This is a genomic window from Francisella salimarina, from assembly GCF_007923265.1.
Lineage (GTDB): Bacteria > Pseudomonadota > Gammaproteobacteria > Francisellales > Francisellaceae > Francisella > Francisella salimarina.
On sequence record NZ_VOJA01000004.1, the window covers coordinates 332281 to 348305 of the forward strand.

The following is a 16025-nucleotide window of genomic DNA, read 5'->3' on the forward strand; positions in this document are numbered from 1 at the left end:
TTATTCTGTTACAGGGTTTCCCAATAACATATACAAAAGAGCTTTTTGTATAAATTTTCTATTTAAGCTTTGTTGGAAAATAACTGAGCATTTATCATCTGGGAGATCTTTGCTGACTTCTTTACCTCTTTCCATAGGCATACAGTGCATAAAGATAGCATTATTATTTGCATATGACATTAGTTCTTTATTTACCTGGAATCCTGCGAAAGAATCTTCTGCTGTTGGTTCAAAACCCATGCTACACCAGACATCAGTATATACAGCGTCACATCCTCTGACAGCTTCTTTAGGGTCATCAAAATCTTTAACAATACTTAGATCTTGAAGTTGATCTAAAATCCTTTGATCTGGTTTATGACCTTCTGGACAAGCGTAGTGTATTTCTAAGCCGATAGTATTAGCTAATAATAACAAACTGTATAAAATATTGTTAGAATCACCTATATAAGCTATTTTTAGGGAGTCTAAACTACCAAAAACTTCTTTTAATGTTAGTAAGTCTGCTAATGTTTGACAAGGATGATATAAATCTGTCAAAGCATTTATAATTGGAACTTTAGAGTAAGAAACCATTTCCTCAACATCGCTATCTGCGAAAGTTCTAATCACAACAGCAGAACAATAGTTTTGTATCACTCTAATAAAATCTTTGGGTTGTTCATTTTTTCTAGAGGCAGAGACGCTCTCGATTAGATTACCACCCATTTCGATAATAGCAGCAGAAAAACTAAAACGAGTTCTAAGAGATGGTTTATCAAAAATCAGCGCAATAATCTTATCTTTTAAGGCATGGTTATATTTTTGAGGATTAATTTTCATATCCTGGGCTATTTGAATTATATTTTCAAAATCCTTAGTTGTTATTTCTGCCCCTGAAAGTAGATGATTAAAAGATAAGTTTTTCATATTTCTCCTCCAAATACACAAGTTGTTCCTAGTTCTTCTGCATTAAATAATATTTTTTTTGTTAAAATTTTTTCTTGATTACCATTTAGTATGCTAATGGTTTTTTTTGAGCAATTTAAAAAGTTTTTTATTGAGTCAAGCTTGATACTCATTCCACCAATAGCTGTTTTACTTTCAATTAGTTTTGAAATATCTTTCACTGAAAGGCTTTTGATTAAATTACCATTATTATCAAGTACACCATTTTGATCAGTAATATAGATAAGCTCATCGACATCACAAATAATAGCTAGCTCTGATGCAACATTATCTGCATTGACATTTACTGACTCAAATTTATCAGTAAGACAAATCGTTGCAACTATAGGTATTAGCCCTTGAGGTAGAGATTTTAGAATAACTGTAGGATCAACATCTTTGACTAAACCGACATAGCCATATTTATCTTTATCGATTAGGCTACAAGTAATTAAGTTACTATCCTCACCAGATATGCTAATACCATCTAAATTGATACTACTAAACATTTGCGAGAGCTTTTTGTTAACTCTGTATAGAGCCATTTGAATTATCTCCATATGTTCTTTTGGAGTAACTCTTAAACCATCTAGAAATTTTGTTTGAACATTGTGCTTTTCTAGACACTTAGTTATAAATTTACCACCACCGTGGACAACGATTATTTCTGCTCCAGCTTCTTTTAGGTTTTTTATATCAATACATAGGTTTTTCATCACTTTTTCATCTTCAAGTACTGAGCCACCTAGTTTTATTAAGATTCTTTTATTTGCTAATTCTTTCATGATAAATAATCCGCATTTATATTTACATATTGCTGAGTTAGGTCACAGCCCCATGCTATTGCTTGTTGGTTTCCTTGAGAAAATTTGACATCAATAGTTACAGTATCTTCTTTCATGGTATTTTTAAGATTTGTTAAATCATCTAAAACAGGTAGACCGTTTGTGAAGATCTTCTGTCCTTGCATAAATATCTGACAACTTTCTAGAGTTTGCTCATCTATATCAACTTCGCCAATTTTTGCTAAAACTCTTCCCCAATTTGGAGATTCCCCATATACTGCTGTTTTGACTAAAGAGCTAGAGATTATTTTCTTTGCTAATTCTTTGGAAAGGGCTATATCATTTAGACCAGTAACTTTTGCTTCGATAAGCTTGGTTGCTCCTTCGCCATCACGAGCTATGCTTTTAGCTAAAATCACAGCTATTTCATGTAATGCTTCTTTGAATATCTTTATATCTTCATCAGATGAAACCTCTATACCACTTGCGCTATTTGCCAGCATAAATACACAATCATTTGTAGACATATCACCATCTACTGAAATCATATTGAAACTGTTATCACTTGACTCTCTAAGGATTTCTTGAGCTAAATGAATATCTATATCAGCATCTGTTAGAAAATATCCAAGCATTGTTGCCATATTTGGGTTTATCATTCCAGAGCCTTTGCAAATTCCAGTAATAGTGATTTCCCCTGTGGATAGCTGTATTTTCTTGTAAACTGATTTGGGTAGTAGGTCTGTCGTTAGTATTGAGATCGCAAATTTATCAGCAATATTAGATACGCTATTTACTAGTTTTGGTATAGCAGATGTTATTTTATCAGTAGCCATTTGCTGACCAATAACACCAGTGGAGGCAATCAAGACTTGCTCAGATGAACAGTTTAGTTCTGTCGCTAAACTATCAACCACCTGCTGGTTGTGTTTATCGCCTATTTCTCCTGTAGCAGCATTAGCTTGACCACTATTTGTTATGATCGCTTTGATATTACCTGCTGGTAACAAATTCATACAATATTTAATTGGTGCAGCTTTGTATTTATTTTTTGTAAAAACTCCTACAGCTTTACAGTTTTCTTCTGAAATTATAACTCCTAGATCTGGACGATAGAGCCTAACACCACAGTTTACACCACCTGCTAAAAATCCTTTTGGCAATTTTGTTCTAAATAAGCTCTCCATGTCTATCTCCTTTTTTATAATCCTGTGGTTATAGGAAGTCCGTAATAGCTGTTTAAATTCTCAATTGCTTGAGTAACAGCGCCTTTTAGTAAGTTATCGATAAAAGAAAAAATTATGATTTTATTATTTTTAATCGAAAATCCTAAATGAGTGTTGGGTGTGCCAACGATACTTTTAATTGATAAAAATGATGATACTTCTGTACTATCTGTCTCTGCTGCTATATCAATGAATTTAAATAAAGGGTACTCAGCATATTCTTTGTTATAAGCATCGCTAACTAAATCACTAATATTCTCTTCTGAAGTTGTAGTTTCTAAATTTAAATCAGCATAAATTGTCATCGCAATGCCAGAATGAATCGGTAACATACTTGTGTTGAAATAAAGCTCATCTTCTTTAATATCAAACTCTGTTAAAGCTTTTAGAATTTCAGGAATATGTTGATGTTTGCCAATCTTATATGGAAAAAAGTTGTTAAGCATCTCTGAGAACATTAGATCTTGTCTTGGTTTTTTTCCTGCTCCAGAGACTCCTGATTTGGCATCTATAATTATATTGTTGGATTTTATTAGATTATGCTTTAGTAGGGGAAGTAGTGATAATAATGCGCATGTGGCATAGCATCCAGGGTTCGCTATTATGGAATCTTGCTGAGTAAATTTAACATATGGAGAAAGTCCATATTTGGCACCTTGTTCTATGCCTTCAATAGAGTGAGATAATCCATACCAAGATGCTAATAAATCTTTATCTAGTCTAAAAGCGCCACTTAAATCTAAGACCTTTGTTTTTATATTCTTCTCATAGAGCTTTTGTAGTATCTCTATAGAAATCTCTGCTGGTGTAGCTAATAATAAAAAATCCACATCGAAGTTTTCAGCACTTAATTCATCCAAAGAATATGTGTATTCTTTATTTTCTTGCTTAGATATTCCTAAGCTCCCAGCTAATTCAAAATTTGGGTGTTTACTTATTAATTTTTTAAGAAGCTGGCCTGTGTAACCATTTATTCCAGCTATGCATATTTTTGAAATCATTATTTGCTCACAACTCATAATACTTGATGAACACTGTAACATTTTAAAAACTTGCTGTGAATAATTATTTACCAAAAAAGAATAAAAATTTACAATAAGGGTTAGTTTGTGTTTATTTATTCATTTGTTGTGAGGGAGAAAGTTATGGAAACAGTTGTTGATATTACAAAGCAGTATGGTGCAAATATAGTAGCAGCCATGCCTATAAATATAGTCAAAGGGGAAAATGCTTACGTATATGATGGTTTGGGTAAAAAATATATCGATATGGCAACAGGTATTTCATCTGTGAATTTTGGACATAATAACCCTAAAATTTTGTCAGCTCTGTTTGAGCAAGTGAATAAAATTTCAGTTGTGCCAAGACTTTTTCACAATGAGCCTTTGGCAAATTTATTAAAGAAAGCTTGTGAGCTAACAAGTATGGATAAGGCTATAGTTATGAATAGTGGTGCTGAAGCTATAGAGACTGCAATAAAAGTAGCTAGAAAGTGGGGATATGTAAAAAAGCAGATTCCAGATGGTTTGGTAGAAATAATAACTTTTGATAATAGCTTTCATGGTAGAACAATAACGGCAATAGGTACATCATCGAATTATGCTTATAAAGATAAGTTTGGTCCTATGCCTCAGGGTTTTATCTCAATACCTTATAATGATTTAGATGCTCTTGAAAACGCTATTACAAAAAATACAGCAGCAATAATTATTGAGCCTATCCAAGGTGAGGGTGGAGTGATTATTCCAAATGAGGAGTATTTGTATAAGTGCCAAGAAATTTGCAAAAAGAATAATGTGCTGTTTATTCTAGATGAGATACAAACAGGTATGGGACGTACTGGCAAAAATTTTGCTAAAGAGCATTATGGTTTAGATCCTGATGGGATGACATTGGGGAAATCTTTGGGAGGAGGAGTTTTACCTATTTCACTATTTCTAGGCAAAGAAGATCTTATGGAAGTGTTACACCCTGGTGATCATGGTAGTACTTTTGGAGGGAATCCATTGGCTTCTGCTGTGGCGTATAAGGCTCTTAATATTTTGGATGAAGAGGCTTTAGCTGAGAGAGCAGGAGTTTTAGGAAGCTTATTTGTAGATCAGTTAAAAAAAATAAATTCTAAATATATCCAAGAAATAAGAGCAAAAGGTTTATTTATTGCTTTGCAAATATATCCGCAATATTTTGAGAGTTTTTATCAAGAACTTTTAAATCTAGGCATACTTGCTGTAAAAACTAGAAATAATACTATTCGTTTATTGCCACCACTAACTATAGATAGAGAAAATCTTACTGAAGCTGTGAGTATAATAAAAAATCTAAATCTTTGAAAATAAAAAGTTTTCTATGTTCGTTTTTAATTTTTTAATATTTTTGATTGATGATGGAGCAACAAAAATTGTATCATCACCGGCTACTATACCAATTATTTCAAAGCTATTTTTATTATAGTCTAAAGTTCTTGCTACTAATTGTGCGGCACCTGGAGCAGTATCGATTATAACAATAGCTTCATTTGCATCAATCTTGATAACTAAAGATGAAATATTATCAGTCATTATTGGAGGAGCTGGCTCATTGGGTATTTTATATACTAGAGTGCTTTTTTCATTTTTGACTTTAACGGCACCAATTTTTTTGAGCATTCTATTAACTTTTGACTGGCTAGCACTATAGCCTAGGCGCTCCAAAGTATCACAGATATCGTTCTGAGAAGAAAATTCTTTGCTAAGAATGAGCTGTCTTAGATCGTTATAAATATCAGATTTATCCATAAATTTCCCTTATATAAACTAACCACTGTCTTATTTCAGCCTTCGTTATTTTAACGATATTGAGATATCGCAATTATAAGCTTTTCAGAAGAATATATCTATTTTTTGCAAAAATACTAGAATTATTTATTTAGTTTAAGTTTGATAGCTACATAAGCATCACGGAAAGACAGACCTTGTTCTACTAATTTATATACTTCTTCGGTAGCATACAAGTCAGGGGTCATTGCTTGCTCTAGTTTATCTATATGAACATTCAAATCCTTGATTGTTGAGTTAAATAATAAAGCGGTATCTTCGATTAGAGTTATAGCTTCAAAGAATGGTAGTTTTGTTAGTTGGTAGTCACGATTATAACCACTAGGGACACTATCAATTATAGAAGTGATTTGTTGGAGGTAACCTAGATACAGTTTTGCATTGCCTCTCATGATTTCAAATAAATCATAATTACGTTTTTGAGGCATAATTGATGACCCTGTCGTATATGAGTTGCTTAGACTAAAATAATCAAATTCTGCCATTGTAAATAACATCATATCATTAGCAAATCTTGAGTAGATGCTTATAGGGTTTGAGAATGTTTGTAGCATCAGCTTTTCAAAATATCCTCTAGAGAATGCACAATAAATAGGGTTGTCTTGTGTTCTATTAAAGCCAAGTAGTTCGGTGGTATATTCTTTATCATGTTTGAAGTTGCTGATACCAAATCCTGATGCAGATCCTAGGGGATTTTGGTTAATAACTTTGCTAGTAGCTGATATTAATAACAGAGTGTCTGCTAGTGCATCAGCAAAAGAACCCAACCAAGTTGCAACCGTAGTTGGCATTGCTTTTTGCATGTGCGTATAGCCAGGCATGGGTATATTTTTGAATTTACTAGCTTTAGAGCGAAGAGTGTAGATATTCTCTTGAATAGTTTTTTCTAAGAATTGAATCTTATCTATCATGAAAAGACGTAGCATCACTAATGACTGATCATTTCTACTTCTACCTGTGTGTATCTTTTTGCCAACTTCACCATAATGCGTACATAAATACTGTTCAATTGCAGTATGACCATCTTCTTGATCTTGAGTTATTCTAAATTCATTGTTAGATAGGAGCTCTTGTATTTCTTGTAATCCTTTTTTGAGAAGATTAAGTTCATCTTTAGTAATGATTTTCATCTTATAAAGCATTTTTGCATGAGCTAAACTAGCTTGTAGATCGTATTTTAATAGTTTCTGATCAAGTATATGGTCCTGACCTACAGTATATTTTTCAACTATAGGTAAGAGCTTATCTGTTTCTGTTTGCCAAAGTTTTTTGCTCATAATATTACTTCTTATTTTTCATTATTGAATATGCTGTACGTTGAGCTAAGCTGTGAAGTTCTATAAATCCAGCAGAAGCATTATGATTAAATAAATCGCCACCAGCTTCAAAAGTTGCTAACTCAGGTTTTAGCATAGAAAATGGTGATTCGACTGCTACTACTTCTATATTACCTTTATATAAAGATACAGTCACTTTTCCCGTTACTTTTTTATTTTGCTCTTCGATAAATGCAAGAATATTATTCATAACAGGGTTATACCATTCAGCAGCATAAGCAAGGTAAGCCCATTTGTTGTCCATAAATGTTTTTAGCTCATTTTCCTGACGGGTAGAAACAAGTTGCTCAAGCTTTTTGTGAGCAGCTATTATAATGCTAGCACCTGGGTTTTCATAAATACCTCTAACTTTTAGACCAATCAATCTATCTTCAATAAGGTTAAATACCCCAACACCATGTTCGCCACCTATTTTATTAGATTGCATTATTAGTTCTGCTAAAGGCATAGCTTTTCCATCTAGCTTGGTTGGTATACCTTTGACAAACTCTAAGGTAATATTTTGTGGTTTATCAAGAGCATTTTCGGGAGTCTTACACCATTGTAAAATTGCCTCTTTAGGAGCAATTAAATTTGAATGTTCTATTTCGCCACCTTCTGCGGTATTACCCCACATATTTTCATCATAAGAGTAAGGTTTATCTTTTTGTTGCTTAACTGGAATACCATGTTTTTCAGCGTATTCTAATTCTTGCTCTCTACCCATTCCCCATTCTCTAACAGGAGCAATTGTTTTTATATTTTCATCTAATGTTGTTAGATAGCTTTCAAAACGAACTTGATCATTGCCTTTGCCTGTACAGCCATGAGCAACAACTTGACAATCATATTTCTTAGCTACTTCAACAGCTATCTCTGAAATAATAACTCTGCCAAGAGGTGTTGAAAGAGCATAGCCACCTTGATAATCGGCATTTGCTTTAATAGCTTTGCTTATAACCTCATCTGCAAAACGATTTTTGGCATCATACACCACAGCATCTATAGCACCTAAGCTGATAGCTTTTTGTTTTATTTGTTCTAGATTATCAGCAACTTGACCAATATCTATAGTTAAAGCAACAACTTCAACATCATATTCTTCTTGAATCCACTTGAGCATAACTGATGTATCAAGCCCACCTGAGTATAGTAGAAGACAACGTTTGAAATCACCTTTTTTTGCTTCATGACTTGCGACTTTTTGATATGAGATTGACATTTTTACTACCAGTTGTTTATTGAATATTTATTCATGTTATCAAATTAATATTCGATATCAAGGGTTTTATTGCGTATAATGTGAATAAATATTTAAATGGTTGAGATTTTATTTATATCCTATGTACACAGCTATAATTATCATAATAGAGCTTAAAGTCATTAGATATAGATAGAATTTAAAGATGAATTTTAGCCATAACCCATAAGGTATTCTTGCAACACCAAGTACAGCCATAAGTGTAGCTGATGTAGGCATTAAGCAATGTGTCCAGCCATCACCAAGTTGGAATGCTAAGACAGCAATTTGCCTACTTAGGCCCGTTAGGTCTGCTAATGGCGACATAATTGGCATGGTAAGAGCTGCTTGGCCTGAGCCAGATGTAACAAAGAAGTTAAATATTGATTGGAAGAAAAACATCCCTATAGCAGATACATATTCATTGGTACCTGATATAGCTTCTGAAGCATAGTGTAATATGGTGTTTAGCATAGTGTAATCTTGGGGATTAGAGCCTCCCATAAGATATATCAGACCATAAGCAAAACCAATGATTAAACAAACAGGTAAAAGATCTTTGGCACCATTTTTGAAAGCATCAATAGCAATGTTTAAGTTCATACCATTTACTTTACCAACTATAGCAAACAGCCCAGTTAATAGTCCTAGTATTGTAAAAAGTGTCGCAATTTCGGGGATATAATAGCCTAGTTCTACTACGCCATACACTAGCCATATTATTGTAGCGATTAAACTCAAGAGTATTAACCATGAGTAAATACACATTTTTTGTGTTTGTTCTAAGCTATGTTCATCAGAGTTTCTATAGAAATTATCATAAATATACATAGGTGAGGATTGAGGTTTCTTTTGTATTTTTAGTGCATAGATCATTGCAAAAATACTTATAGATAGAGTAAATATAAACCACATAATAATCCTAAAAAGGCTACCTGATAATATTGGAATTTCTGCAATTCCTTGAGCAATACTAACTGAGAAAGGGTTCATCCAAGAAGTTGCAAACCCAATTTGAGTTGCTAAGTAGATAACCACAGTGCAAGTTAGAGCGTCAAACCCAATAAGTACAAAAATTGGCACAAGCAACATTATAAAAGGAATCGTTTCCTCTCCCATACCAAATACAGCGCCACCTAAAGAAAAAATAAAACATAAAACGGGTAGTAGAATGATTTTGTTATTTTGGAATTTATTCACTACTCTGAGAATTGATTGATCAATAACTTTTGTTTTAAGAAGAACTCCGAAAGATCCTCCTATAATTAATAAGAAAGCTATAATTGCAACAGCACCACCATCTTTTGAGCCTGAAGTTATACCATCATATATGAAATTAGTAAAACCTCGACTTTGACTATTTTCAGTTGCAAAGACTTTGACAGGAGATGTTTCTGGATTGCCTTGAGAATCTAATTTATATTGAAAGCTATCAGCAACTAATACATTTCTAGAATATGTTTGGCCATCTGAAGAGTATTGGATTTTTTTTACATCAAATTTACCAACTGGTATGAAATAGCTTGTGATTGCTACGAGGATTGCGATACAGAATAGTATCACTAAAGTATCAGGCATTTGTATTTTTTTTTGACTTCTCATCTATGGAATAATTTTATTATGAGTATTTATTTAGATTATCAGCATTTGATAAAAAATGGATACAAAAATTAACGAAGATTGTCATATTTTCAAATAGCAACATGCCCTTAAAAATGTTATTATTATGTTCCATGATTTTTTATATTTTCATGTGTTCAAATGAATCCAAATACTAAAATTATTTTTGTAACAGGTGGCGTTGTATCGTCGTTGGGTAAAGGTGTAACTGCAGCCTCTTTGGCAACTCTTTTAGAAAGTCGTGGCTTAAATGTAACTATGATGAAGCTCGACCCATATATAAATGTTGATCCAGGGACAATGAGCCCATTACAGCATGGTGAAGTTTTTGTAACTGAAGATGGGGCAGAGACTGATCTTGATTTAGGTCACTATGAGCGTTTTATTCGTAATAAAATGACTCAAGCAAGCAACTTTACAACTGGTAAGGTTTACCAAAGTGTTTTAAGAAGGGAGCGTAAGGGCGACTATCTCGGTGCTACTATACAAGTAATACCTCACATCACAGATGAAATAAAAAGACGAGTATGTGAAGGGATTGCTGAGGATGTCGATGTGGCAATTGTTGAAATTGGTGGAACTGTTGGTGATATAGAGTCTCAGCCATTTTTAGAAGCAATACGACAGCTAAGAATTGAGCTTGGTAGAAATAGGACATTATTTGTACATCTGACTCTGCTCCCATATATAAAAGTAGCTGGAGAGTTGAAGACAAAGCCAACGCAGCATTCAGTTAAAGAATTACGAGGAATTGGAATTCAGGCTGATATGTTGGTTTGTCGCTGTGAGAAAAAGTTTGATGAAAGTGAGAAGCGTAAAATTGCTCTTTTCACGAATGTTGATCAAGATTGTATATTCACAGCTGAAGATGTTGATACTATTTATGAAGTGCCACTTAAATATAATCATCAAGGTTTTGATGCTAAGTTGGTTGAACTATTAAACCTTAACACAAAAGAAGCAGATCTATCTGAGTGGCAAAATGTTGTAAGTACCATTAGAAATGTCAAAGGTGAAGTAACTGTCGCAATGGTAGGTAAGTATGTATCTCTTACAGAAGCATATAAGTCTCTTAACGAAGCCCTTTATAATGCAGGTTATAAAAGAGGTGTTAAAGTGAAAATAAAATTTGTTGACTCTGAAGAGGTTAATGATACTAATGTAGAGTCATTCTTTAACGATGCTGATGCTATTTTAGTACCTGGTGGCTTCGGTAGCAGAGGTGTTGAGGGTAAAATAGTCTCTATTAGGTATGCTCGAGAAAATCAAATTCCTTTTTTGGGTATTTGTTTGGGGATGCAGTTAGCAGTTGTGGAGTATGCTAGAAATGTATTGGGTATACAAGATGCACACTCAAGTGAATTAGATCCATCAACCTCTAATCCAGTCATAGGTTTAATAACAGAGTGGCAAGCAGAGGATGGTACTATACACCAAAGAACTCATGAGTCAGATCTAGGTGGTACAATGCGTCTAGGTGGGTATAAATGTGTGTTAAAAGCAGGTTCCCGTGCTAGAGAAATTTATCAGGCAGATGAGGTAATTGAAAGACACCGTCATAGATATGAAGTAAATAATAATTATGTTGATCGTTTAGAAAGTGCGGGTCTGATTTTCTCAGGAAGATCTGAAGATGATAAGTTAATGGAGCTAATAGAAATTTCTGAACACAAATGGTTTATAGCTTGCCAAGCTCATCCAGAATTTACATCTACTCCTAGATATGGGCATAAATTATTTGAATCATACATTCAAGCAGCTATCGAAAAATCTAATAAATAATCCCTAGTTTTGAAATTTTGTCAATAAAAGTGATATAATCTGAATTAACTAAGAATTGGAGAATTAATTAAATGAGTAATCAAAGAACTTTATCTATTATTAAACCAGATGCTGTAGAAAAGAATATAATCGGAGAAATTTACAGACGTTTTGAGAAGTCTGGTTTGAAAGTTGTTGCAGCTAAAATGAAACATTTGTCAAAAACAGAGGCCGAAGGCTTCTATGCAGTGCATAAAGATAGACCATTTTTTAGCGCTCTTGTAGAGTTTATGATTTCAGGTCCTGTGATGATACAGGTATTAGAAGGTGAAAATGCGATAGCTAAAAATCGTGAGTTGATGGGTGCTACAAACCCTAAAGAAGCAGATGCTGGAACAATTAGAGCTGATTTTGCTGATAGTATTGATGCTAATGCTGTGCACGGTTCAGATGCTCCAGAAACAGCAGCACAAGAAATTAAGTATTTCTTTAGTGATATAGAGATTGTTGGCTAAGCCGGTCTATATCGAATAATACCTAGGAGGAGATTGATAATGAGTTGGTTAACTAGAGTAATTGGTAGAAGTCTTGGTTTAGAAGCACAGAAAAAAGATATGCCTACAGGAGTTTGGAGTCAATGTCCAAGCTGTGGAGTAACGTTGTACTCTGAAGAGTTACACAATAATAAGTCAGTGTGTCCAAACTGTAATTATCATTACAGAATATCTGCTAGACACAGACTAAACTTATTCTTCGATAGAGAGAGTACAAAAGAGCATTTTGCTAATATATCTCCTGTGGATATGCTTAAGTTCAAAGATACTAAGTCTTATAAAGATAGACTTTCTCAAGCACAGAAAAAAACTGAAGAACAAGATGCATTGGTAGTGATGGAAGGAACTGTAAAAGGATTCCCAGTAGTTGCTGCAGCATTTAACTTTATGTTCTTAGGTGGTTCTATGGGTTCTGTTGTAGGTGAAAAATTTACTAGAGGTGTTAAGCTTGCTATCGAGAAAAAAGTTCCTTTTGTATGCTTTACAGCAAGTGGCGGAGCTAGAATGCAAGAGTCTCTATTTTCATTAATGCAGATGGCAAAGACAAGTGCTGCTTTACAAAAATTGGCAGAAGCTAAGCTACCATATTTAGTTGTATTGACAGATCCTACTACAGGTGGTGTATCTGCGTCTTTAGCTATGCTTGGTGATGTACATCTTGCTGAACCAAAAGCTCTGATAGGCTTTGCTGGACCTAGAGTGATTGAACAGACAGTAAGAGAAAAATTACCTGAAGGATTCCAAAGAAGTGAGTTTTTGGTAGAGAAAGGCATGGTAGATATGATCGTTGATCGTAGAAACTTAAGAGAAGAAGTTGCAAAGTTAATAGATAAGCTTATGCCTAACTTGACTAAAATTAATCATTCTCAATCTCTAGAATATAAATCTGAACAGCAAGTATAATCTAAATTAAAGATGAGCATTGAAGTCAAAATAGCTAAAATAATGGCTAAGCCAGATGCTCATAACTGTGATCTTTTAGATCTGTTACTTATTCTTGATAGATTTAACTTTACCAAAAAGTTTAAAGTAATAACAATTGCGGGGACAAATGGTAAAGGTACTACAGTAGCTATGTTAGAAGAGCTATTAGTGTCGAATAACAAGCAGGTGTTAAGTCATACATCTCCGCATGTTTTTAAATTTAATGAAAGAATATCTCTAAATAAGAAATCGATTCCAGATAATGTTTTATTAGAGCTATTAGAAAGATTAGATGAGATAACTCCTGAATATCGACTATCTTATTATCAAATAGCTTTTTTGTGTGCTTGTATGTATTCTCAGAAGGTTGCTATTGATTATCTGATTTTAGAAGTCGGTATAGGTGGTCGTTTAGATGCAGCAAATATAATAGATGCTGACATTACAGCTATTACTAATATTGATTTTGATCACTGTGAAGTTCTTGGTGATACGTTAGATAAAATTGGACATGAAAAGGCTGGTATAGCTAGGGTAGGAGTACCTTTGTTCTTGGGAACAAAAATGCCTGATAGTGTTTATAAATATGCAGAAGCTTGTGGTGCAATAATTTATGAAGAAAATCATGAGTATAGTTCTAGTGAGTGCTTTATACATAGTTATAATATTGCCGTAAGTATAGCTAATTATCTTTTTAATAAGTTGTTGATATCTTATATTCCAAATTTAGAAGAGATAAGAGCTAAAGCAAGATTTTCAATATTAAAAAATAATAGTTTCAATAATAGTTATGTTGTTGTTGATGTTGCACATAATCCAGCTTCTGTGAGGCACTTATTTGAGCTTTTAGATGCAAAATTTGGCAATAATAATGTCAGGTATGAGGCGGTATTTGGGATTTTAGCAAGTAAGGATCTACATGAGATATTAAATATAGCAAGAGACCGTATACATAAATGGGATATTGTGGATCTTAAATATTTGGATGGTCGAGCGGCTGATTTAGACAAAATAAAGCAAGAGTTTGAATCACAAAAAATTGTGCGAGTTGATTTTAATACAGACCTAGGTAGTATATATTTGTCAAAAAAAGATACGGTAACAGTTGTTTTTGGATCATTTGTATTAGCTGGAGAGTTTATAAAGCAGTATGAAAAGCATAATAGTGAAAAGTGAAAAGCATCTGTTTGAGTTTGCTCAAGAGTATGCCAAAAAACTTCAAGTAGGTCAGATTATATATTTACATGGGGACTTGGGTGCTGGCAAAACTACCTTTGTAAAAGGGGTGCTTAAGTCTTTGGGTTATAAAGGCAATGTTAAAAGCCCAACTTATACCTTGGTTGAAAGTTATGAGTTTGATAATTTTAATATTTATCATTTTGACTTGTATAGATTAGCAGACCCCGAAGAGCTTGAATGGATAGGTGTTAGAGACTATTTTAATAATGATTCAATCTGTTTTGTTGAGTGGCCAGAAAAAGGTAAAGGGTTCTTGCCAAAAAACAGTACTGATATATATATAAAATATTTACCTAATGGCAGGCAAATAGATTTTTGTTAAAAATCTCTATAAATATGGTATGAAAGTATATTATACTGTTAAAAATATTTTGTATTTATATTATTTGTCTGTGGGAGAGAAGGATGAAAGTTAGGTTTATAATCACCTTTTTATCAGTTATGTTCTTTGGTTCATCATACGCAACTTTAAAAGAGTGTTATAAAGATGGTGTTGATCAAGAGTATGAAAGAGTCTTAGAATCATGTAAGCCATATCTTAAAACTGATGCTAGAGCTACAGGGCTTTTGGCAGAAGCAAATGTTCAACTTGATATGAGTGATAAAAATGCTTTAGATTATGCTCTTTGGGCTGCTGATTTCTATGAGAAAAATGGTGCCCCAACTGATCCTGAAGGAATTAGGTCTTATTCATATTTGGTATATTTGATTGGTGAGTTATATTTCTTTGGAGCAGATGGTATTGAGGTTGATCAACCTAAAGGGATTGAATATATAACCAAGGCTGCGAATTTGGGCTATGATATTGCACAAAATCAGCTAGGTAACTTATATGTGAGAAATGATAAAGTACCAGGTATGAATGTTGCTAAGGCTTATAAGTGGTATAAGCTTGCTATAGCTAATGGTAGTTTAGAAGCTAGAGGAGCTTATTTAATTAACAATCAGCAAAAATTTATCCAAGAGTATCCATACTGTATGTCTTTGGGTAGAGCTTTTATTGCAGATGCTTATTTAAATGGAACTGGTGGATTACCTAAAAACCCTAACTATGCTATTAAGTGGTATCAGAAGGCATATAACTTAGATCATTCATCTGAAATAGAGGCTGGCCTAGCAGAGGCTTATTATGCAGAGTATAAAAATATTACTCAAGGTAAGCATGCGTTTAAACATGCTGGGATGGCAGAGGCACTTATCGCTAAAGGTGATAAGCAACGAGCGTATAAGTATGCACGTGAAGCTATAACACAGCCATATGCACCAGCATTTGCTATTATGGCGTCATTGACTGACAATAAAGTTGCTAAGTATGCATATCTATCAGAGGCTATTCAGTTATATAATAATCCACTACTAGGTTTTTGGCGTCAGTTTAATCAGTACTGTATGCCAAATCTCTCTGATAAGAGCGGATTAAAGAAAGCCGAGCAGGAGCTAGCTAAAATAAAGCTTACAGCAGAAGAGAAAGAATTAGCTGTTAAAGAGCAGGAGAGTTTAGAGGTATATTGGAATCCAAATGTTCAGTCTAAACAAGAAGGACAAAAGCAAGAATCTTCTGAGGTTCAGCAGCAAGTTAGTGAAAAAACACAAGTAGAGTCAAATTAATCTTAATGAGTA

Annotated in this window: 15 protein-coding genes; 7 read left to right on the plus strand and 8 right to left on the minus strand. The window is 33.6% G+C overall.

The window, feature by feature from the left end; translation table 11 throughout:
- The 4 genes from argF to argC are packed head-to-tail and all read right to left on the minus strand — an operon-like array spanning window position 1 to window position 3981.
- On the minus strand, window positions 1-909 hold the full coding sequence (gene argF / locus FQ699_RS07150) for an ornithine carbamoyltransferase (RefSeq protein ID WP_146421737.1): 909 nt from the start codon (window positions 907-909) through the stop codon (window positions 1-3).
- Entirely contained in the window at window positions 906-1712 is an 807-nt protein-coding gene (gene argB / locus FQ699_RS07155) for an acetylglutamate kinase (RefSeq protein ID WP_146421738.1), read from the minus strand. Before argB ends, argF begins: the two co-directional genes overlap by 4 nt.
- Window positions 1709-2899: a bifunctional glutamate N-acetyltransferase/amino-acid acetyltransferase ArgJ gene (argJ, locus tag FQ699_RS07160; RefSeq protein WP_146421739.1), complete on the minus strand. Its 1191-nt coding sequence runs from the start codon at window positions 2897-2899 to the stop codon at window positions 1709-1711. The genes argB and argJ overlap by 4 nt, the downstream gene beginning before the upstream one ends.
- A gap of 14 nt (window positions 2900-2913) precedes the next feature.
- Complete coding sequence (argC, locus tag FQ699_RS07165; protein WP_224728123.1) at window positions 2914-3981, minus strand: N-acetyl-gamma-glutamyl-phosphate reductase; 1068 nt, start codon at window positions 3979-3981, stop codon at window positions 2914-2916.
- A 102-nt stretch (window positions 3982-4083) separates the two neighbouring features.
- On the opposite strand from argC, the gene rocD reads away from it, so the two are divergent.
- Entirely contained in the window at window positions 4084-5268 is a 1185-nt protein-coding gene (rocD, locus tag FQ699_RS07170; protein ID WP_146421740.1) for an ornithine--oxo-acid transaminase, read from the plus strand.
- Here rocD and FQ699_RS07175 read toward each other — a convergent pair.
- The 4 genes from FQ699_RS07175 to yfcC form a co-directional block, all read right to left on the minus strand.
- A complete protein-coding gene (locus FQ699_RS07175; RefSeq protein ID WP_013922047.1) occupies window positions 5257-5712 on the minus strand; it encodes an arginine repressor in 456 nt (151 codons plus the stop codon). The two genes, rocD and FQ699_RS07175, sit on opposite strands and share 12 nt — an antisense overlap.
- Before the next feature lie 122 nt (window positions 5713-5834).
- Complete coding sequence (gene argH, locus FQ699_RS07180) at window positions 5835-7028, minus strand: argininosuccinate lyase (RefSeq protein ID WP_146421741.1); 1194 nt, start codon at window positions 7026-7028, stop codon at window positions 5835-5837.
- Between the two features lie 4 nt (window positions 7029-7032).
- The gene (locus FQ699_RS07185; RefSeq protein WP_146421742.1) at window positions 7033-8289 is read right to left on the minus strand and encodes an argininosuccinate synthase; all 1257 of its coding nucleotides are present in this window, start codon (window positions 8287-8289) and stop codon (window positions 7033-7035) included.
- 108 nt (window positions 8290-8397) lie between these two features.
- Entirely contained in the window at window positions 8398-9909 is a 1512-nt protein-coding gene (gene yfcC / locus FQ699_RS07190) for a putative basic amino acid antiporter YfcC (protein WP_146421743.1), read from the minus strand.
- A 159-nt stretch (window positions 9910-10068) separates the two neighbouring features.
- On the opposite strand from yfcC, the gene pyrG reads away from it, so the two are divergent.
- The 6 genes from pyrG (at window position 10069) to FQ699_RS07220 (ending at window position 16013) form a co-directional block, all read left to right on the plus strand.
- The gene (pyrG, locus tag FQ699_RS07195) at window positions 10069-11709 is read left to right on the plus strand and encodes a CTP synthase (RefSeq protein ID WP_146421744.1); all 1641 of its coding nucleotides are present in this window, start codon (window positions 10069-10071) and stop codon (window positions 11707-11709) included.
- Between the two features lie 71 nt (window positions 11710-11780).
- Window positions 11781-12203 carry a nucleoside-diphosphate kinase gene (gene ndk / locus FQ699_RS07200; protein ID WP_146421745.1) on the plus strand — a complete coding sequence of 141 codons (423 nt, stop codon included), beginning with the start codon at window positions 11781-11783 and terminating at the stop codon, window positions 12201-12203.
- A gap of 39 nt (window positions 12204-12242) precedes the next feature.
- Window positions 12243-13145 (plus strand): acetyl-CoA carboxylase, carboxyltransferase subunit beta, encoded by a 903-nt coding sequence (accD, locus tag FQ699_RS07205; protein WP_146421746.1) that lies wholly within the window; start codon window positions 12243-12245, stop codon window positions 13143-13145.
- 12 nt (window positions 13146-13157) lie between these two features.
- Window positions 13158-14342, plus strand: a complete 1185-nt coding sequence (locus FQ699_RS07210) for a bifunctional folylpolyglutamate synthase/dihydrofolate synthase (protein WP_146421747.1) — start codon at window positions 13158-13160, stop codon at window positions 14340-14342.
- Window positions 14317-14727, plus strand: a complete 411-nt coding sequence (gene tsaE / locus FQ699_RS07215; protein WP_146421748.1) for a tRNA (adenosine(37)-N6)-threonylcarbamoyltransferase complex ATPase subunit type 1 TsaE — start codon at window positions 14317-14319, stop codon at window positions 14725-14727. The genes FQ699_RS07210 and tsaE overlap by 26 nt, the downstream gene beginning before the upstream one ends.
- An 83-nt stretch (window positions 14728-14810) precedes the next feature.
- Complete coding sequence (locus FQ699_RS07220) at window positions 14811-16013, plus strand: tetratricopeptide repeat protein (RefSeq protein ID WP_146421749.1); 1203 nt, start codon at window positions 14811-14813, stop codon at window positions 16011-16013.
- The last annotated feature ends 12 nt before the right edge of the window (window positions 16014-16025 follow it).